Here is a 16,632-nt window from a genome sequence, read left to right on the forward strand (position 1 = left end):
GTGACCGCAGTGAAGACTAAGATCAAGGCAATCGCCCTCGCGCTGGCCCTGGCGCTGGGCATGGGGGTGACCGCTCTGGGAGTGGTGGCCGGTGAAGTGAAGTCGCTTCGTCCCGCCGCCGCTGACGCGCCTGATGCGCCGCCGGCCATCTACAAGGTGATGGAGGGCTCGAAGCACGAGCGCGCCTATCGCCAGCAGCCGCCGCTGGTGCCGCACACCACCGACAAGTACGAAATCGATCTCAAGGTCAATCAGTGCCTGCGCTGCCACGAATGGCCGTACAGCGACCAGGAGAAGGCTCCGAAGATTTCGGACCTGCACTACATCGACCGGAATGGCGTGCGCCAGGACGTGGTCAACGGCAACCGGTATTTCTGCAAGCAGTGCCATGTGCCGCAGGTGGACGCCAAGCCGCTGGTTGACAACAAGTTCCAGGCCGCCACGACCAACACCAACATCCGCTAGGCCAAGGGAAGGATCGGGCCATGAGCACTGAGAATCCGGCCAAGCAAGGCGTGTTGAGCGGGTGGTGGGCGACGTTGCGCCGTCCCTGCACCAGCTGGTCGTTGGGGGGATTGCTGCTGGTCGGCGTCATCCTCGGCGTCGTCGGTTGGGGTGGTTTCAACTGGGCGATGGAAATGACCAACACCGAGACCTTCTGCCTCAGCTGTCACGAGATGGAGCAGAACGTCTACCGCGAGTATCGCGGCACCATCCACGACTCGAACCGTTCCGGCGTGCGGGCCACCTGCCCGGACTGCCACGTGCCGCGTCCGTGGATCTACAAGATGATCCGCAAGGTCCAGGCGTCCAACGAGGTCTGGCACAAGCTCCTGGGCTCCATCGACACGCGCGAGAAGTTCGAGGCCAAGCGCATCGAACTGGCCAAGCACGTGTGGACGGCCATGAAGGAAACCGACTCGCGCGAATGCCGCAACTGCCACAATTTCGGGGCGTTCGACCTGACCCGGCAGCAGGCCCGCGCGCGCAACCGTCATACCGAGGCGGAACAGCAGGGCAAGACCTGCATCGACTGCCACAAGGGTATCGCTCACCAGCTTCCCGCCGGCGCCTTCAAGGCGGAGCGGGAGATCAACGAGAGCGTGGGCGGGGCGGTCAAGCCGTAGGGACCACCGCTTGACCCGACCATCATGGGCCTCCCGAGACTCCCCGGGAGGCCCTTTTTTTGGCGTTGAAGAAGCGCCTTGTGCGGCACCGGGGCGGATTCTACGATCGGCCCGCCGCCGGTCAGCCGTTGCCGCGCGGGTCGCATTCATGGTGTGCAGTCAATGATCATCGGCCTGGGCAGCGACCTGGTGGACATCCGCCGCATCGAGGACAGCCTGGAGCGGTTCGGCGAGCGCTTCATCGCCAAGGTGTTCACCGAGGGGGAGCGGGCCACCGCCGAACGGCGGGTCGGCCAGGCGCGCTCCGGGGCCTATGCCAAGCGCTTCGCCGCCAAGGAGGCGCTGGTCAAGGCGCTGGGCAAGGACGGCGTGGGCTGGCGCGACATCGAGATCGCCAACGACGGCGAGGGGCGTCCTTGCCTCAGCTTGAGCGGCGGGGCGGCGGCCCTGCTGGCGCGGCGGATTCCCGCCGGGATGCGCGCCCATCTGCACCTCTCGCTCACCGACGAATACCCCCTGGCCCAGGCCGTGGTGATCATCGAAGTCCTGCCGGCTTGACAGCGGGCGCGCGGGCTGGCTTGATCTCGGCGGCGCCGTGTGCCTCCCACGGGGGCGGCGTCATTGATTTCAATGGGATAAGCGGCGCTATTCATGTCTAAAGGCAAGTCGGGCGGAATGGGCGAGACGATCCGTACCATCGTCTACGCCATGCTGATCGCCGGAGGTGTCCGCACCCTGGCCTTCGAGCCCTTCAACATTCCGTCGGGATCGATGATCCCCAGCCTGCTGATCGGCGACTATCTGTTCGTCTCGAAATACGCCTACGGCTATTCCCGCTACTCCATGCCGTTCGGCGTCGGGCCGGGCGGCGGGCGGATCATGGAAAGCCTGCCCGAGCGCGGCGACGTGATCGTCTTCAAGAAGCCGCCGGAGAACAAGATCGACTACATCAAGCGGGTGGTCGGCCTGCCCGGCGAGCGCATCCAGGTGAAGGCCGGCGTGCTGTACATCAACGGCGCCGCCGTGGACCGCAAGCGCATCGAGGATTTCGTCGAGCGCGACCGCGACGGCAATATCCTGCGCGCTCCCCAATACGTCGAGACCCTGCCCAACGGGCGCAAGCACAAGATCATCGAATTCCTGGGCGACAACGGCCCCGCCGACAACACCATGGAATACGTGGTGCCGCCCGGCCATTACTTCATGATGGGCGACAACCGCGACAATTCGGCGGATTCGCGCTTCCTGTCCGAGGTGGGATTCGTGCCGGCCGAGAATTTCGTCGGCCGGGCCGAGATCCTGTTCTTCTCGGGCGACGGCAGCGCGGCGCTGTGGGAGGTGTGGCGCTGGCCCTGGGCCATCCGCTATTCCCGCCTGCTCCAGGGAATCGAGTAGGGCATGAAAGGCGTCGGCGCCGACCTTCTTGCGGTACTGGGCCATGCCTTCGGGCGGCCCGAACTCCTGGCCCAGGCCCTGACCCATCCCAGCAGCATCCAGCAGGGCCGCCGTCCGCGGGGCTCCGACCCTTACGAGCGGCTGGAATTCCTCGGCGACCGGGTCCTGGGCCTGGTGGTGGCCGAGATGCTGTTCACCCGCTTTCCCGACGAGGCCGAGGGCGCCCTGGCGCGCCGTCACGCCGCCCTGGTGCGCCGCGAGGCGGTGGCCCGGGTGGCGGGCGAGATCGGCCTCGGCCGTCATCTGGTGCTGGCCAAGGGCGAGGACGAGGCCGGCGGGCGCAACAATCCCGGCATCCTGGCCGATGCCTGCGAGGCGGTGATCGGCGCCCTTTACGCCGATGCCGGCTTCGCCGTGGCGGCGGATTTCGTGCGGGCGCGCTGGGAGCCGCTGATGGAAGAGGCGCTGGCCCCGCCCAAGGATGCCAAGACCGCGCTGCAGGAATGGGCTCAGGGACGCGGGCTGCAACTGCCCCTCTATCGCGTGCTGGGCCAGGAAGGCCCGCCGCACGAGCCGATTTTCCTGATGGAGGTCAGCGTCGAAGGTGTAGGCTCGGCCGTGGGCCGCGGTGCCTCGAAACGGGTGGCGGAGCAGGCGGCAGCCGGCACGCTGCTGGAACAGGTGAAGTCATGAATGAAGTTTCCCAAGCCGACCAGCGCTGCGGTTTCGTGGCGGTGGTGGGTGCCCCCAATGCCGGCAAGTCCACCCTGGTCAATGCCCTGGTGGGCACCAAGGTCTCCATCGTCTCGCCCAAGGTGCAGACCACCCGCTTCCGGGTGATGGGCATCGCCATGGTGGGCGAGGCCCAGGTCATCCTGGTGGACACCCCCGGTATCTTCCAGCCCAAGAAGCGCCTCGAGCGCGCCATGGTGGCCGCCGCCTGGGGCGGCACCAACGACGCCGACCACATCTGCCTGCTGATCGACGCCGCGCGGGGCTATGACGACGAATCCCGCGCCATCGTCGACAAGCTGAAGGAAACCAAGCGCCAGGCCATCCTGGTGCTCAACAAGGTGGATCTGGTCAAGCGCGACAAGCTGCTGGGCCTCACCGCCCAGCTGGATGCCGAGGGCATCTTCACCGACGTCTTCATGATCAGCGCCTTGAAGGGCGACGGCATCGCCGATCTGCTGGCCCATCTGGGCAAGCTGGTGGCGCCGGGGCCGTGGATGTTCCCCGAGGATCAGGTTTCCGACCTGCCGCAGCGCCTGCTGGCCGCCGAGATCACCCGCGAGAAGGCCTTCATCGCCCTTTACCAGGAACTGCCGTACTCCCTGCACGTGGAGACGGAGAAGTGGGAGGAGAAGGAGGACGGTTCGGCGCGCATCGACCAGGTGATCTATGTCGAGCGGGAAAGCCAGAAGCCCATCGTGCTGGGCAAGGCCGGCCGCCAGATCAAGGCCATCGGCGCCAGCGCCCGCCAGGAGCTGGAGGAATTGCTGGAGCGCCGCGTCCACCTGTTCATCCACATCAAGGTGCGCGAGGACTGGTCGGAAAAGCGCGGCCATTACTCCGAGATCGGCCTGGATTTCGATTCGTGAGGATGGCGGCATGACCCTCCGCGCCATCGCCATCGCCCTGCTGTGGGTGGGGGTGTTGGCGCTGCTGGGGCTGATGCTGCACCGCTTCGTCCGGGGGGCCTGGAGCCTGGAGGACGACGACATTCCCGCCGTCTCGCCTGGCCAGAAGCTGCTGGCCGGTCTTGCCCTGGCCGCCGCCGCCGCCGGGCTGGGGCTGTTCGTGTGGAGCTGGCATGGAATGGGATGACGACGCGATCGTGCTGGCGGTGCGCCGCCATGGCGAGACCGGCGCCGTCGCCAGCCTGCTGACCCGGTCCCATGGGCGCCATGCCGGTCTGGTGCATGGCGGACAGGCCAAGGCCAACCGCGCCGTCTTGCAGCCCGGCAATGCCGTCCGCGCCAAATGGACGGCCCGCCTGCCCGAGCAATTGGGCAATTACCGCCTGGAAATGCTGCAGGCCCATGGCGCCGCCTTCCTCGACGACCCGGCCCGGCTGGCGGCCCTGGGCTCGGCTTGCGCCCTGGCGGAGGCGGCCTTGCCCGAGCGTCAGCCCCATCCCGTCTGCCATGCCGCCCTGGCCGCCCTGCTGTATGCCCTGGAGGCCGAGTCGTGGCCCAGCGTCTACGTTCATTTCGAACTGGCGCTGCTGCGTGACCTGGGCTTCGGCCTCGACCTCACGGCCTGCGCCGCCACCGGCCGGACCGACGACCTCGCCTGGGTCAGCCCCAAGACCGGCCGCGCCGTCAGCCGCGAGGCGGGCGAGCCCTACCGCGACAGGCTGTTCCGCCTGCCGGCCTTCCTGGTGGAGGGCGGGGAAGGGACGGGGGCGGACATCCGCGCCGGGCTGGAGCTTTCCGGCTTCTTCCTGCAACGCCATGTGCTCGATCCCCGCCACACCGTCCTGCCGGCGGCGCGGGGACGGCTGGTCGGGCGGTTGGGATAGGCGCGGGCACGATGCCCGCGCTCCAGGGGGATGGCTTTTCTGGAGCGCGGCCGTCCCGGCCGCATCGTCATGCATCCTGTATTCCCCTTGACCTCGGGCGCTGAATGAATAATCATTCAGATGAATGAACGTTCAGTCGGTGGAGGAACGAATGCGCTTGCCCGGTGGCGTGCCCAGTGCCCATGTGGACCGCTTTGCCCGCGAGTTGCTGCCGCCACCCGATCTGTGGCCGGTGTTCGACTACTCGGTGCCCCATCTCAGCCATTATCCCGACCGCATCAACGCGGCGGCCGCGCTGATCGATACCGCCGTGGCCGCCGGTTTCGGGTCCAAGCCGGTGTTCCATTACGGCGAGGGGACGTGGAGCTACGCCCACCTGCTCGACCGCGCCGAGCGCATCGCCCGCGTGCTGACCGAGGATTTCGGCCTGGTGCCGGGCGGGCGGGTGCTGCTGCGTTCGGCCAACACCCCCATGCTGGTGGCCTGCTGGCTGGCGGTTCTGAAGGCCGGCGGCATCTGCGTCACCACCATGCCCTTGCTGCGCGCCAAGGAACTGAGCTTCATCGTTGAGAAGGCCCGCATCAACATCGCGCTGTGCGAACTGGATCTGTCCGAGGAGATGGAGCTGACCCGCCAGAAGGTGGCCGAACTGCGCCACGTCGGCTATTTCACCCCGCTGGGAACCGGGGCGGATTCCGACGCCGACCTCGACCGCCGGGCCGAGGCCAAGCCGGCCGGTTTCGTCAACGTGGACACCGCGGCCGACGACGTGGCGCTGATCACCTTCACCTCGGGGACCACCGGCAACCCCAAGGGCGCCATGCACTTCCACCGCGACATCCTGGCGTGCTGCGATTGCTGGCCCCGCAGCCACACGCTGGAGCCCGACGAGGTGGTGATCGGTTCGCCGTCCATCGCCTTCACCTACGGCAAGGCGGCGTTCATGATGTACCCGCTGCGCTACCGCGCCACCGCCGTGCTGGTGGCCAAGCCGACGCCCGAGATGATCCTCGAGGGCATCCAGCGCCACCGCGCCACCAGCCTCTACGCCGTGCCCACCGCCTTCCACGCCATGCTGGGAATGATCGACAAGTACGACATCTCGTCCTTGCGCAAGGGCTCGTCGGCCGGTGAGCACCTGCGGCCCCGCCTGTACGACGACTGGCTGGAGCGCACCGGCGTCAAGCTGGTCAACGGCATCGGCATGACCGAGATGCTGACCCATTTCATCTGCCAGACCCCCGACGTGGCGCGGCCCGGCGCCACCGGGCGGCCGGTGGACGGCTATACCGCCTGCATCCTGGACGACGACTTCAACCCGCTGCCGCCCGGCTCCAAGGGCCGCCTCGCGGTGCGCGGCCCCACCGGCTGCCGCTACCTGGACGATCAGGCGCGCCAGGCGGTCTTCGTCAAGAAGGGCTGGAACGTCACCGGCGACATCATGGAGCAGGACGAGGACGGCTGGTTCTGGTACGTGGACCGCTCCGACGACATGATCGTCTCGTCGGGCTACAACATCTCGGCCCAGGAGGTGGAGCGCGCCATCCTCGAACATCCCAAGGTGTCGGAATGCGCCGTGGTCGGGGTGCCCGACGAGGCGCGCGGTACCATCGTGCGGGCCTGCATCGTGCTCGACAATCCCTCCCAGGCCAGCACGATGCTGGCCGAGGAGATCCAGAACTTCGTCAAGGCCAACATCGCCCCCTACAAGTATCCGCGCGACGTCAGGTTCGTGGATTTTCTGCCCAAGACCCAGACGGGCAAGATCCAACGCTTCCGCCTCCGGGATTTGTAGGGCAGACTTCCTGCCATGATCGATTCGGTCCAGGCTCTGGGCTTCCTGGCGGCGGCCATGCTGATCACCCTGTCGCCGGGGCCCGACAATCTGATGATCCTCGGCCTCGGCCTGTCGCGCGGCCGGCGCTCCGGCATGGCCTTCGGCCTGGGCTGTGCGCTGGGCTGTCTCAGCCATACCGTCCTGGCGGCGCTGGGCATCAGCGCCGCCATCGCCGCCTCGCCGGTGCTGTTCACCGGGCTGAAGCTGGCCGGCGGGGCCTATCTGGTCTGGCTGGGCATCGGCGCCCTGCGCTCCTCGGGGGCCATGCGCATCGACGCCGGCGTGGGCGGCGACGAGCCGCTGACCGTGCTGTTTAGGCGCGGCCTGCTGGCCAACGCCATCAATCCCAAGGTCATCCTGTTCTTCCTGGCCTTCCTGCCCCAGTTCGTGGATACGGCCAAGGGCGGGGCCGGCTGGCAGACCGCCCAGCTGGGCCTGCTGTTCACCCTGCAGGCCTGCGTGCTGTTCGGAATCATCGGCTGGTTCGCCGGTTCGCTGGGCGGCTGGCTGGGCCGCCACGGCAAGGCCGGGCTGTGGCTCGACCGGTTGGCCGGCGGCGTGTTCGTCGCCCTGGGGCTCAAGCTGATCATCGAGCGCTGAGATGAAGGACTGGTTCGTCTACGTCCTGCTCAACGGGGCGAACGTCGCCTATACCGGCATCGCGCTGGACGTGGCGGACCGGCTGGCCCGCCACAATGCCGGCGAGGGGGCCAAGTTCACCCGGGGGCGCGGTCCCTGGCGCCTCGCCCATTTGGAAGGCCCGCTGCCCCACGGCGATGCGCTGCGGCGCGAGGCGGCCATCAAGCGCGACCACGCCTTCAAGCGGTCGCTGAAATCCGCCGGGGCCTGACCGCCAGTTCCAGCATCAGGGCCAGTACCAGGGCGGCGGCGCCCAGGGCGAACAGCAGATCGTAGGCCCCGGTCGCGGCGAAGACCCAGGCCAGGCCGTAGGCCCCCGCCGCCTGCCCCAGGGCGAAGGCGGCGGTGGTGCGGCTCCAGGCGGCGCGCTGCGCCCCGGAATCGCCGGGCCGCAATTCCCGCACCCGGCCCAGCACCACCGGCACCACTCCCGGGGTGAAGCCGCCCATGACCAGGGCCGACAGGCCGAGCCAGCCAACTTCATCGGTGGTCGAGGCCAGGGCGACCACCACGGCCTGGGTGGCCAGGGCCGCCCGCAGGGTCAGCCCGAAGCCGAAGCGGTCGCCGAGACGGCCCAGCACTACCGGCCCAACCGTGGCGCCCAGGCCGAACAGCAGCCAGATGGCGGCGCCGCGCTCCAGCCCCAGGCCCAGGCCGCGCGCCACCATGTCCACCAGGAACACCATGTGCGGCACCAGCCCGAAGGCGTTGAGCGCGTAGACCCCCATCAGGGCGCGCAGGCGGGGATCGCCGGACGGGGGTGCCTGATTTCCCGCCGGCGGCACGGTATCCTCGGGCCAGCCGCGCCACGCCGCCAGGGTGAAACCCAGGCACAGCAGGCCCAGCGCCACCCAGGTGAGGCCCATCCCCCGGGCGAGCAGCGGGGGCAGCAGGAGGGCCGAGGCGACGGCCCCCAACCCGACCCCCATGAAGATCAGCCCGCCGGCCAGCCCGCGCCGCGAATCCGGCACATGGGGCAGCGCCAGGGTGGCGGCCAGCACCATGATGATGCCGCCCGCCGCCCCCGAGGCGAAGCGCCAGACGAAGAACCAGGCGAAGGGCAGGGGCTGGGCGCAGAGCAGGAACGACAGGGCGATCACCATCATCATGGCCCGCAGCGCCCGTGCCGGTCCCAGGCTACGGCCGAGGGCGCGGGCCGCCAGGGCGCCGGCCAGATAGCCGGCCAAGTTGGCGGCGCCCAGATAGGCGGCGGACGAGGCGGGGAACCAGCCCTCCCGCACCAGGGCCGGAATCAGCGGGGAATAGGCGAAGCGGGCCAGGCCGATACCCACCAGATTGGCGCACAAGGCCGAGAAGGTCGCCCGCCAGGGGCCGGGATGGTGCATCGCGCTCTCCGAAAGCCGCATGTCCTGCGGGCAGGATGCCCGCGCTCCATAAAGGGAGCCCTTGCATGGAGCGCGGCCGTCCCGGCCGCCATCACCGTTCCACCCTATGCGCCCTTCATATTCAGTTAAAACGATTTGATATGATAATATCGATCACCAGATGAGATGGGTTGGAGGCGTATCATGGATGCCGGCGATCTTCGGGTGTTCGAGGCGGTGGCCCGTCTGGGCGGCATGAGCCGGGCGGCGGCCGAGCTGAACACCGTGCAGTCCAACGTTACCGCCCGCATCCGCCTGCTGGAGGAGCAGGTGGGGGCCGGGCTGTTCGAGCGCCATTCGCGCGGCGTCGCCCTGACGCCCGCCGGGCGGCGGCTGATGCCCTATGCGTTGCAGGTGATCAGCCTGCTGAAGGACGCCCGCCGGGCGGTGACCGACAACGGCGAGCCCGCCGGCGATCTGGTGGTCGGTTCGCTGGAAACCACGCTGTCCATGCATCTGGCGCCGCTGCTGACCGGCTTCGTCGAGCGCTGGCCCGCCGTCGACCTGTCCATCCGGGGCGGCACCACGCGGGAAGGCATCGAACAGGTGCTGGAGCGCCGGCTGGAGGGCGCCTTCGTCAGCGGCCCGGTCAACCACCCCGATCTGGTGGAGGAGACGGTGTTCCGCGAGGAACTGGTGGTGCTGACCGCGCCCGGTATCCTGCGCCTCGACTGGTCGGCGGGGTTGGCGGGCTTGCGCATCGTGGTGCTGCGCTCGGGCTGTTCCTACCGCCAGCGGCTGGAGGACATCCTCGCCCGGCGAGGGGTGGTGGGTTTGCGGTTGCTGGAATTCGGCACGCTGGAGGCCATCTTCGGCTGCGTCGCCGCCGGCATGGGAATCACCTTGCTGCCGCGCCGCATGATGGAACGGGTGTGGCGCGACCGCCGTGTCGCCGTCCATACCCTGCCGCCCGACGAGGCCATGGTCGATACGGTGTTCATCCGCCGCCGCGATTCCTTCGTTTCCAGCGCCCAGGCCGCTTTTCTCGGCCATGTGCGCGACGGCCTGGCCCGCGTCCAGGCGGCGGAATAGGGCAACAGCTATTGCATCGCAGTAGAGGGACGGGTATATAGCGGGCCAGTGACGCACACGTACGTGCCTATGGCCCTTGTCGGTTATGCAACGTCGGACGCGTCCTTTTTGGAAGAGCCGCCGGGTTCTTTGGCGGCGCCCGAAAGGGAGGTGGACATGTTCGTGACCCACAAGATGGGCTTTATCCCGGAAATCTGTACCAGTATGTGACGGCGGTCGCGGCCGGGTTTCCGGTCGCCTGCCGCCGTTGTCGTCGAACGCGGGCGCCTCGCGGAGCCCGTGGACAGGAGCGTTGTTGATGGCATCAGGTTCCGGCCTCGCCGCCGGACCAAACCGAGGTAAGGGGAGTACCGCTATGCGCACCATTGTCTTCAAGGGCCGTTTGGTCATCATCGGCTGCGGCAGCATCGGCCAGGGCATCCTGCCCCTCATCCTGCGCCATATCGAGATCAAACCGGCCCAGATCACCATCATCACGGCCTGCGAGCGCGGCCGTGGGGTTGCCGCCGAATACGGCATCGAATTCATCAACAAGCCGCTGACCAAGGACGATTTCCGCGACCGCCTGACTCCCATGCTGCGCAAGGGCGACTTCCTGCTGAATCTTTCGGTGGATGTGTCGTCGACCGCGCTGGTCGAGCTGTGCCGCGATCTCGGCGTGCTGTATCAGGACACCTGCATCGAGCCCTGGGCCGGCGGCTACACCGATTCCAGCCTGTCGCCCTCCTTGCGGACCAATTACGCCCTGCGCGAGGAGATGCTGCGCCTGCGGGTCGACGGCCCGGCGCCCACGGCGCTGACCACCCACGGCGCCAATCCCGGCCTGGTCTCTCATTTCGTCAAGCAGGCGCTGCTGAACATCGCAGCCGACACCGGCCTGGGAAGCGAAATTCCCAAGGACCGGCGCGGCTGGGGCGAGTTGGCGTCCCGGCTGGGGGTCAAGGTCATCCACGTCGCCGAGCGCGACACCCAGCAGGGCTCCACCCCCAAGGGCCCCGACGAGTTCGTCAACACCTGGTCCATCGACGGCTTCGTGGGCGAGGGCTGCCAGCCGGCCGAACTGGGCTGGGGCACCCACGAGAAGGAGATGCCGGCCGACGGCCGCCGCCACGAGTTCGGCGGCGACGCCGCCATCTACCTGATGAAGCCGGGGGCCAGCCAGAAGGTGCGGACCTGGACGCCGGTGGAAGGCGCCTTCCACGGCTACCTCATCACCCATAACGAATCCATCTCCATCGCCGATTACTTCACGGTGAAGGAGGAAGGTCGGGTCGCCTACCGCCCGACCGTGCACTACGCCTATCACCCCTGCGACGCCGCCGTGCTGTCGCTGCACGAACTGGCCGGCAAGAACTGGGTGATGCCGTCGAAGCAGCGCCTGATGGTCAAGGAACTGGTCAGCGGCATCGACGAACTGGGCGTGCTGATCGCCGGCCACGCCAAGGGCGCCTATTGGTACGGCTCGCAACTGTCCATCGCCGAGGCGCGCGAACTGGCGCCCCACAACAGCGCCACCAGCCTGCAGGTCACCGCCACGGTGCTGGCCGGCATGATCTGGGCGCTGGAAAATCCCATGATGGGGGTGGTCGAGCCCGACGAGATCGACTTCCGGCGGATTCTTGAAATCGCCCGGCCCTATCTCGGCCCGGTGGTCGGAGTCTACACCGACTGGACGCCGCTGGACGGGCGTGGAACCCTGTTCGCCGAGGATCTGGATACCTCGGACCCCTGGCAGTTCAAGAATGTCCGGGTGATTTGATCCGCTACTTGCAGACGAAGTAGTTGTCTGTCCGCGCCATGGGCGGGCAGGCCTGTTCCGGCTCGCGGTTGAGGCGGCGCTCCTGGTTGTCGCTGATGCAGCGCTGGGCGGCGGAGTCGTCGCCGATGGAGGCGAGGTTCATACGGGTGAAGCCGTTGGAACAGGTCCGTCCGGCGGCATGGCGGCAGGATTCCAGCTTCATGGAATCACCGCAATTGACGTGATGGTAGGTGGAGCCGTCGGGGCGGCGGAAGGTGGTGACCTCGGCGCAGGCGCCGAGGGAGAGAAGCAACAACGCGGCCGCGACGAATCTCATGCTTTCCATCCTCTGGCTCCCGGTCCGGGCCGGGAGCCAGAGGATAGCTTTCCGTTTCCGCCGATGCAAACGGGTCTACATCTTCAGGCGACTGGCGTGGCGGGCTTCCTCGCTGGCTTCGATGCCTACCGAGGCGATGGATTCGGCCAGGCCGCCGAATCCCATCCGCCGGGCTTCATGGGCGAGGTCGTCGAGCAGCCGGGCGATCTGGGCCGCGGCGGCGGCGGCGGGCAGGCCCGACGGGCCCTTGCCGATGGTGATCATGGCGTGATCCTTTCCTTAAGGCGTCTCAGGCCGGAACCGGCTGGCTGGGCTGGGCGGCCATGTTGCCGTTGAGGACGAATACCCGGATGGCCGAGGTCAGGCTGCTGGCCTCGTAGCGGCGCCGGGCGGCGTCGCACAGATCGTCGATGGTGCAATGGGCCTCACCGGCCATCCGTTCCAGGGCGCTCCAGAACTCGTTCTCGAGCTTGACGCTGGTCCGCTTGCCCTTGATGCGGACGTTGCGGCAGAGCAGCGTCACCGGCCGTTTGCGCGGCGCCTCCTCCCTGGCATAGGCCTCGGGATCGGCGAGGCGCTCGTCGAGGGTGTTGATGGCGACCTCGAGGATCGCCATCAACGGGCCGTCGTCACGTTCGAACGCCTTGTCGGCCAGACGCTTCAACTCGATGCGCAGGTTGAGGTCGGCGATCATGCCCTGGCGGTCTTGCCAATTCATCTCCGGGCTACTCCGCCGCCGAGAGATGCAGGGGAGCCCGGTTCAGCTTGCTGAAATCCCAACTGCCCTCCGGCTGGACGATCAGGGATTCGAAATCCGGATCGCCGAACGGGCCGGCCTGGATGGCGCCCAGGTCGGGACGGCGCGGGATGTCGTGGACGATGGGCACCAGGGTGCCGCGGTACATGCTGACGGCCTCGCCCGACTGGCGGCCGCCGAAGCGCTTCCAGAAATTGACCGTCTCCAGCCGGGCGCGCCCGGCGGCGATGCGGAATCCCTTCTGCCGGGCCAGCTCCAGGGCGGCGCGGGCCAGGGAGGCCAGAACCTGGTAGGAACGGTAGCGCTTGCGGATGCCGACCCGCTCCAGCAGGGCGAAGTCGGCGAACCAGCGCACCCGGATGACCCCGGCCGGATCGCCGTCGACGAAGGCGATCAGGTGGGTGGCGACATAATCGTTGCCGTTGAATTCGTCGAAATAGGTGATGTTGTCCTCTTCGGCAAGGAATACCGCCGCGCGAATGGCCATGGCCATGGCGAACTCGTCCGGGGTCCGGACGATCTTCACGGTAACCGACGCGCTGGGGACCTTGCTACCGTTGCGGATCTCTGTCGTCATCGGTGCGCCTCCATGCAAGAAACTCGATGGGGGCTATCTTGCAGGGATGCACGGTGTTACGGTATGCCGTGAAATGTGAATACCGAGGGGTGGCGCGAAGGGGCCATGGGTCAGTTTCGCCTGCATGACTGGAACGACGTCCGGCTGATCATCGCCTGCGCCGAGCACAAGAGCTTCGCCGCCGCGGCTGTCGCCATGGGGGTCGACCAGACCACGGTCAGCCGCAGGATCGGCAACATGGAGGCCGCCATCGGGCGGCCGCTGTTCACCCGGCGCAAGTCGGGGGCGACCCCGACCCCGGCGGGCGAGGCCCTGCTGGAGCGGGCGCGGGCCATGGCGACCCTGGCTGACGACTTCGAAGGCGCCATGCAGGGCCTGACCAGCTTTCAGACCCCCAAGGTGACGGTGGCGGCCAGCGAGGGATTGCTGACCTACACCCTGATCCCCGCCCTGATGGGCCAGGACAAGCACGAATTGCCCCTGGACCGCAGCCTGGTGAGGGCGCCGCTGCCCAAGCTGGCCTTCACCACGGCGCCGGGAAAGGCCGATATTTCCATCATGGCCACCTCGCCGGGCGACCTGCCCCGGGTCAGCGGCCCGGTCCATGTGCGCCGGGTCGGCACCATGAATTTCGTTCCGGTGGCCAGCCGGGATTTCCTGCACGAGCTGCGGGGAGTCTCCAGCTTCGACGATCTGGCGGAGCTGCCGCTGCTCGACATCGGCATCTATCGCGCCATCCGCGGGCTCGATTCCTGGAACGGCCTAGTGGCCGGCAAGCAGGGCGAAGGGGTGAGCGTGGCCGCCAACACCCCCAAGCTCCAGCGTCCCTTGCTGGGCGGCGAGGGGGTGTCGGTCCTGCCCGACTATTCCACCCTCTACGAGCCCCGCCTGGAGGTCATCGACGTGGCGGCTCCGTCCATGGCGGTTTCCCTGTGGCTGGTGTCCCACGAAGACACCCTGCGCGAGCCCTCGGTGCGCGGATTGTATGATCTGCTGGCCGGGATGTTCACCGCATCCTCGTGGTACCGCGAGAAGTGAGACCGGCCGCGGCCGGGCGGGTATTTGCATACTCTGGTATTCAGCTGCATACTAAAAACGGTTGCGTTTAGATGAGCGTTAGCTAGAATACGACAAGGTTTCTCACTCAATTAGGGGTATGGTTTTGGTGAAGCGCAATGTATCGACCCGTGGTCGGCTGGAGAGCGGGGCCCCCAATCCGGTGGATGTCCATGTGGGTGGCCGCATGCGGCTGCGCCGGACGCTGCTGGGCATGAGCCAGGAAAAGTTGGGCGAGGCCATTGGGCTGACCTTCCAGCAGGTGCAGAAGTACGAGCGCGGCGCCAACCGCATCGGCGCCTCGCGCCTGTTCGACCTGTCGCGCGTCCTCGACGTGCCGGTGTCCTATTTCTTCGACGACATGGCCGATCAGGTCCAGGCCCAGAGCCCGGTGAACATCATCAAGGGCTCGGCCGGGCTGTCCGAGGAGCCGGCCACCTTCGAGGCCGATCCCATGACCAAGCGCGAGACGCTGGAACTGGTGCGCGCCTATTACAACATCACCGATCCCCAGGTCAGGAAGCGGGTATACGAACTGGCCAAGGCCCTGGCCGCCGTCGCCGGCGCCGAATAGCCTGAATCGTCACGAGTGAGAGAAGCGGCCGGGGCCATGCTCCGGCCGCTTTCGTTCCGGGGGCATGCCTGGGTCCTTGTCATTCGTCACGCCCCGCGCCATTCTCGCAGGGATATTTTCCCTGCCCCTCCGGATCCAAGCCGCCGCCATCATGGATGATTCCCACGACTTTCCCGAGATGATGGACACCCACCAGGTGGCCCGTTACCTGCGCGTCAAGGAGCGCAAGGTCTACGAATTGCTGAAGGAACGGCGCATTCCCTGTACCCGGGTCACCGGCAAGTGGCTGTTTCCCAAGGGCGAGATCGACGCCTGGCTGAAGCGCAACAGCGCCTCGCCCGCCGACACGCCCCGGCAGGGCCAGGTGCCCATGGTGGTGGCGGGCAGTCACGACCCCCTGCTGGAATGGTGCCTGCGCGAAGTGGGCGGCGGGCTGGCGGTGCTGCCGGGATCGTCCATGGACGGATTGCGGCAGTTGGCCCTGGGCGAGGCGGCGGTGGCCGGCATCCATCTGCTCGACTCCGAGAGCGGCGCCTACAACCTGCCGCAGGTCCAGGAGATGCTGGCCGAGCGCAACGTGGTGCTGATCGAGTGGGCCTGGCGCCAGCAGGGGCTGGTGGTGGCCTCCGGCAATCCGCTGGGAATTGGGTCGCTGGCCGATCTGGTGGCGGCCAAGGCCCGGGTGGTGCTGCGTCAGGAAGGGGCGGGCAGCCGCCTGCTGCTCGACCGGCTGCTGGCCGAGGCCGGCATTGCCGCCGATGCCCTGACCACGGCGCAGGTGCCGGTGCGCAGCGAAACCGACGTGGGGCTGGCCATCCTGGAAGGCGCCGCCGATGCCGGGCTGGCGGTGGCCTCGGTGGCCAAGAGCCTGAAGCTGGATTTCGTGCCCCTGCACCGCGAGCGTTTCGATCTGGCCATCGACCGCCGCGCCTATTTCGAGCCGCCCATCCAGGCGCTGCTGGCCTTCGCCCGCACCATCGAGTTCGCCCGGCGGGTGGAGACCCTGGGCGGCTACGACGTTTCCGGAACCGGCTCCATCCGCTGGAACGGCTGATCCCCGGCGGATTCCTGGAGTCCGCGCAACAGCCGTGACGAGCGCGGCACCCCGCGCGGCCGGACATTCTCCCACCAGCGCATCAGGACGCCGCAGCCTGGGGTCAATTCCTCGGCCAGGCCGCCGGTGAATTCCCGCCAGCGCTCCAGCAGCGGCGCCTCCACCGAGGTGAGCAGGGGGATGCCCAGGCTGACCGCGGCCAGAATCTCGTCGACCATGCCGCGGCCCTGGGATTCCAGCTTGCCGAATTTGTTGACCACCAGCAGGTCGGTTCCATCCTCCACCGCCCGGCGCAGGACGGAACTGGCCTCGGCCACCGCCTGGGTGTCGACCCGGCAGCAGGTGGAGCCGCTCCCCAGGTCCTGGCTGATACGGAATTGCTGGCCGTTTTCGATATCCACCAGGGTCATGGTGCAGGCGCAGTCGCCGGACGGCGCCGAATTGCGCTGGACCAGCCCGCGCACCAGATAGCCCTGGCCCTGCAGGATGCGGGCGAAGCCTTCCATGGAATCGGGCACGCTGGCGTCCGGCGGTCTCACGATGACGCCGATCTTCAGCGGGGGCGCGGTATCATCTTCGGCCATGGGTTCCCGACTCTCC

At 67.7% G+C, this 16,632-nt stretch carries 22 protein-coding genes; 16 read left to right on the forward strand and 6 right to left on the reverse strand.

What is annotated here, in order from left to right; translation table 11 throughout:
* The first annotated feature begins 9 nt into the window (after positions 1 to 9).
* The 11 genes from H261_RS03465 (at position 10) to H261_RS03515 (ending at position 7,733) form a co-directional block, all read left to right on the forward strand.
* Positions 10 to 465, forward strand: a complete 456-nt coding sequence (locus H261_RS03465) for a nitrate reductase cytochrome c-type subunit (RefSeq protein WP_008614357.1) — start codon at positions 10 to 12, stop codon at positions 463 to 465.
* 20 nt (positions 466 to 485) lie between these two features.
* Positions 486 to 1,127, forward strand: a complete 642-nt coding sequence (locus tag H261_RS03470) for a NapC/NirT family cytochrome c (RefSeq protein WP_040475646.1) — start codon at positions 486 to 488, stop codon at positions 1,125 to 1,127.
* A gap of 162 nt (positions 1,128 to 1,289) precedes the next feature.
* A complete protein-coding gene (gene acpS, locus H261_RS03475; RefSeq protein WP_008614362.1) occupies positions 1,290 to 1,685 on the forward strand; it encodes a holo-ACP synthase in 396 nt (131 codons plus the stop codon).
* 93 nt (positions 1,686 to 1,778) lie between these two features.
* Positions 1,779 to 2,522, forward strand: a complete 744-nt coding sequence (lepB, locus tag H261_RS03480; protein ID WP_040475647.1) for a signal peptidase I — start codon at positions 1,779 to 1,781, stop codon at positions 2,520 to 2,522.
* A gap of 3 nt (positions 2,523 to 2,525) precedes the next feature.
* Positions 2,526 to 3,215, forward strand: a complete 690-nt coding sequence (gene rnc / locus H261_RS03485; RefSeq protein ID WP_008614365.1) for a ribonuclease III — start codon at positions 2,526 to 2,528, stop codon at positions 3,213 to 3,215.
* Positions 3,212 to 4,123, forward strand: a complete 912-nt coding sequence (gene era, locus H261_RS03490) for a GTPase Era (protein WP_008614367.1) — start codon at positions 3,212 to 3,214, stop codon at positions 4,121 to 4,123. The genes rnc and era overlap by 4 nt, the downstream gene beginning before the upstream one ends.
* Before the next feature lie 10 nt (positions 4,124 to 4,133).
* On the forward strand, positions 4,134 to 4,349 hold the full coding sequence (locus tag H261_RS03495; protein ID WP_008614369.1) for a hypothetical protein: 216 nt from the start codon (positions 4,134 to 4,136) through the stop codon (positions 4,347 to 4,349).
* On the forward strand, positions 4,336 to 5,046 hold the full coding sequence (gene recO / locus H261_RS03500) for a DNA repair protein RecO (protein WP_008614371.1): 711 nt from the start codon (positions 4,336 to 4,338) through the stop codon (positions 5,044 to 5,046). Before H261_RS03495 ends, recO begins: the two co-directional genes overlap by 14 nt.
* Positions 5,047 to 5,197: 151 nt before the next feature.
* On the forward strand, positions 5,198 to 6,841 hold the full coding sequence (locus H261_RS03505; protein WP_008614373.1) for an AMP-binding protein: 1,644 nt from the start codon (positions 5,198 to 5,200) through the stop codon (positions 6,839 to 6,841).
* A 15-nt stretch (positions 6,842 to 6,856) separates the two neighbouring features.
* Positions 6,857 to 7,483, forward strand: a complete 627-nt coding sequence (locus H261_RS03510; protein WP_008614375.1) for a LysE family translocator — start codon at positions 6,857 to 6,859, stop codon at positions 7,481 to 7,483.
* 1 nt (position 7,484) lies between these two features.
* A complete protein-coding gene (locus tag H261_RS03515) occupies positions 7,485 to 7,733 on the forward strand; it encodes a GIY-YIG nuclease family protein (RefSeq protein WP_008614377.1) in 249 nt (82 codons plus the stop codon).
* On the opposite strand, the gene H261_RS03520 is transcribed toward H261_RS03515, so the two are convergent.
* Positions 7,702 to 8,868 carry a YbfB/YjiJ family MFS transporter gene (locus H261_RS03520; protein WP_008614378.1) on the reverse strand — a complete coding sequence of 389 codons (1,167 nt, stop codon included), beginning with the start codon at positions 8,866 to 8,868 and terminating at the stop codon, positions 7,702 to 7,704. The genes H261_RS03515 and H261_RS03520 overlap by 32 nt on opposite strands.
* 183 nt (positions 8,869 to 9,051) lie before the next feature.
* Here H261_RS03520 and H261_RS03525 point away from each other — a divergent pair, with 183 nt between their 5' ends.
* Together H261_RS03525 and H261_RS03530 are read left to right on the forward strand one after the other, a co-directional pair.
* Positions 9,052 to 9,939, forward strand: a complete 888-nt coding sequence (locus H261_RS03525; protein WP_008614380.1) for a LysR family transcriptional regulator — start codon at positions 9,052 to 9,054, stop codon at positions 9,937 to 9,939.
* Positions 9,940 to 10,294: 355 nt separating this feature from the next.
* Positions 10,295 to 11,698, forward strand: coding sequence for a homospermidine synthase (locus H261_RS03530; protein WP_008614382.1), 1,404 nt, complete (start codon positions 10,295 to 10,297; stop codon positions 11,696 to 11,698).
* 4 nt (positions 11,699 to 11,702) lie between these two features.
* On the opposite strand, the gene H261_RS03535 is transcribed toward H261_RS03530, so the two are convergent.
* The 4 genes from H261_RS03535 to H261_RS03550 form a co-directional block, all read right to left on the reverse strand.
* Positions 11,703 to 12,014, reverse strand: coding sequence for a hypothetical protein (locus H261_RS03535; RefSeq protein ID WP_008614384.1), 312 nt, complete (start codon positions 12,012 to 12,014; stop codon positions 11,703 to 11,705).
* 75 nt (positions 12,015 to 12,089) lie between these two features.
* Positions 12,090 to 12,278: a hypothetical protein gene (locus tag H261_RS03540; RefSeq protein ID WP_008614386.1), complete on the reverse strand. Its 189-nt coding sequence runs from the start codon at positions 12,276 to 12,278 to the stop codon at positions 12,090 to 12,092.
* A 25-nt stretch (positions 12,279 to 12,303) separates the two neighbouring features.
* Positions 12,304 to 12,732, reverse strand: a complete 429-nt coding sequence (locus H261_RS03545) for a ribbon-helix-helix domain-containing protein (RefSeq protein ID WP_008614389.1) — start codon at positions 12,730 to 12,732, stop codon at positions 12,304 to 12,306.
* Positions 12,733 to 12,739: 7 nt separating this feature from the next.
* Positions 12,740 to 13,348, reverse strand: coding sequence for a GNAT family N-acetyltransferase (locus tag H261_RS03550; protein ID WP_008614390.1), 609 nt, complete (start codon positions 13,346 to 13,348; stop codon positions 12,740 to 12,742).
* Positions 13,349 to 13,453: 105 nt separating this feature from the next.
* Here H261_RS03550 and H261_RS03555 point away from each other — a divergent pair, with 105 nt between their 5' ends.
* The 3 genes from H261_RS03555 to H261_RS03565 all read left to right on the forward strand — a co-directional run bounded on the left by H261_RS03555 (position 13,454) and on the right by H261_RS03565 (position 16,032).
* Positions 13,454 to 14,386, forward strand: a complete 933-nt coding sequence (locus H261_RS03555; RefSeq protein ID WP_008614391.1) for a LysR family transcriptional regulator — start codon at positions 13,454 to 13,456, stop codon at positions 14,384 to 14,386.
* A 118-nt stretch (positions 14,387 to 14,504) separates the two neighbouring features.
* Positions 14,505 to 14,978 carry a helix-turn-helix domain-containing protein gene (locus H261_RS03560; protein WP_040475648.1) on the forward strand — a complete coding sequence of 158 codons (474 nt, stop codon included), beginning with the start codon at positions 14,505 to 14,507 and terminating at the stop codon, positions 14,976 to 14,978.
* Positions 14,979 to 15,129: 151 nt separating this feature from the next.
* Complete coding sequence (locus H261_RS03565) at positions 15,130 to 16,032, forward strand: helix-turn-helix transcriptional regulator (protein ID WP_008614393.1); 903 nt, start codon at positions 15,130 to 15,132, stop codon at positions 16,030 to 16,032.
* Here H261_RS03565 and H261_RS03570 read toward each other — a convergent pair.
* Positions 15,990 to 16,616, reverse strand: coding sequence for a DUF2478 domain-containing protein (locus H261_RS03570; protein ID WP_008614394.1), 627 nt, complete (start codon positions 16,614 to 16,616; stop codon positions 15,990 to 15,992). The genes H261_RS03565 and H261_RS03570 overlap by 43 nt on opposite strands.
* Positions 16,617 to 16,632: the final 16 nt, after the last annotated feature.

The sequence above is a fragment of the Paramagnetospirillum caucaseum genome, from assembly GCF_000342045.1.
Lineage (GTDB): Bacteria > Pseudomonadota > Alphaproteobacteria > Rhodospirillales > Magnetospirillaceae > Phaeospirillum > Phaeospirillum caucaseum.

Bases quoted from the DNA above. Each gene is read 5' to 3' on its own strand.
- H261_RS03505 (WP_008614373.1), top strand. From the start codon at position 5,198: ATGCGCTTGCCCGGTGGCGTGCCCAGTGCCCATGTGGACCGCTTTGCC.
- acpS (WP_008614362.1), top strand. From the start codon at position 1,290: ATGATCATCGGCCTGGGCAGCGACCTGGTGGACATCCGCCGCATCGAG.
- era (WP_008614367.1), top strand. From the start codon at position 3,212: ATGAATGAAGTTTCCCAAGCCGACCAGCGCTGCGGTTTCGTGGCGGTG.
- H261_RS03535 (WP_008614384.1), bottom strand. From the start codon at position 12,014: ATGAGATTCGTCGCGGCCGCGTTGTTGCTTCTCTCCCTCGGCGCCTGC.
- H261_RS03525 (WP_008614380.1), top strand. From the start codon at position 9,052: ATGGATGCCGGCGATCTTCGGGTGTTCGAGGCGGTGGCCCGTCTGGGC.
- H261_RS03545 (WP_008614389.1), bottom strand. From the start codon at position 12,732: ATGAATTGGCAAGACCGCCAGGGCATGATCGCCGACCTCAACCTGCGC.
- H261_RS03470 (WP_040475646.1), top strand. From the start codon at position 486: ATGAGCACTGAGAATCCGGCCAAGCAAGGCGTGTTGAGCGGGTGGTGG.
- H261_RS03555 (WP_008614391.1), top strand. From the start codon at position 13,454: ATGGGTCAGTTTCGCCTGCATGACTGGAACGACGTCCGGCTGATCATC.
- H261_RS03510 (WP_008614375.1), top strand. From the start codon at position 6,857: ATGATCGATTCGGTCCAGGCTCTGGGCTTCCTGGCGGCGGCCATGCTG.
- H261_RS03560 (WP_040475648.1), top strand. From the start codon at position 14,505: ATGGTTTTGGTGAAGCGCAATGTATCGACCCGTGGTCGGCTGGAGAGC.
- H261_RS03550 (WP_008614390.1), bottom strand. From the start codon at position 13,348: ATGACGACAGAGATCCGCAACGGTAGCAAGGTCCCCAGCGCGTCGGTT.
- recO (WP_008614371.1), top strand. From the start codon at position 4,336: ATGGAATGGGATGACGACGCGATCGTGCTGGCGGTGCGCCGCCATGGC.
- rnc (WP_008614365.1), top strand. From the start codon at position 2,526: ATGAAAGGCGTCGGCGCCGACCTTCTTGCGGTACTGGGCCATGCCTTC.
- H261_RS03570 (WP_008614394.1), bottom strand. From the start codon at position 16,616: ATGGCCGAAGATGATACCGCGCCCCCGCTGAAGATCGGCGTCATCGTG.
- H261_RS03540 (WP_008614386.1), bottom strand. From the start codon at position 12,278: ATGATCACCATCGGCAAGGGCCCGTCGGGCCTGCCCGCCGCCGCCGCC.
- H261_RS03520 (WP_008614378.1), bottom strand. From the start codon at position 8,868: ATGCACCATCCCGGCCCCTGGCGGGCGACCTTCTCGGCCTTGTGCGCC.
- H261_RS03515 (WP_008614377.1), top strand. From the start codon at position 7,485: ATGAAGGACTGGTTCGTCTACGTCCTGCTCAACGGGGCGAACGTCGCC.
- H261_RS03495 (WP_008614369.1), top strand. From the start codon at position 4,134: ATGACCCTCCGCGCCATCGCCATCGCCCTGCTGTGGGTGGGGGTGTTG.
- H261_RS03565 (WP_008614393.1), top strand. From the start codon at position 15,130: ATGGATGATTCCCACGACTTTCCCGAGATGATGGACACCCACCAGGTG.
- H261_RS03530 (WP_008614382.1), top strand. From the start codon at position 10,295: ATGCGCACCATTGTCTTCAAGGGCCGTTTGGTCATCATCGGCTGCGGC.
- lepB (WP_040475647.1), top strand. From the start codon at position 1,779: ATGTCTAAAGGCAAGTCGGGCGGAATGGGCGAGACGATCCGTACCATC.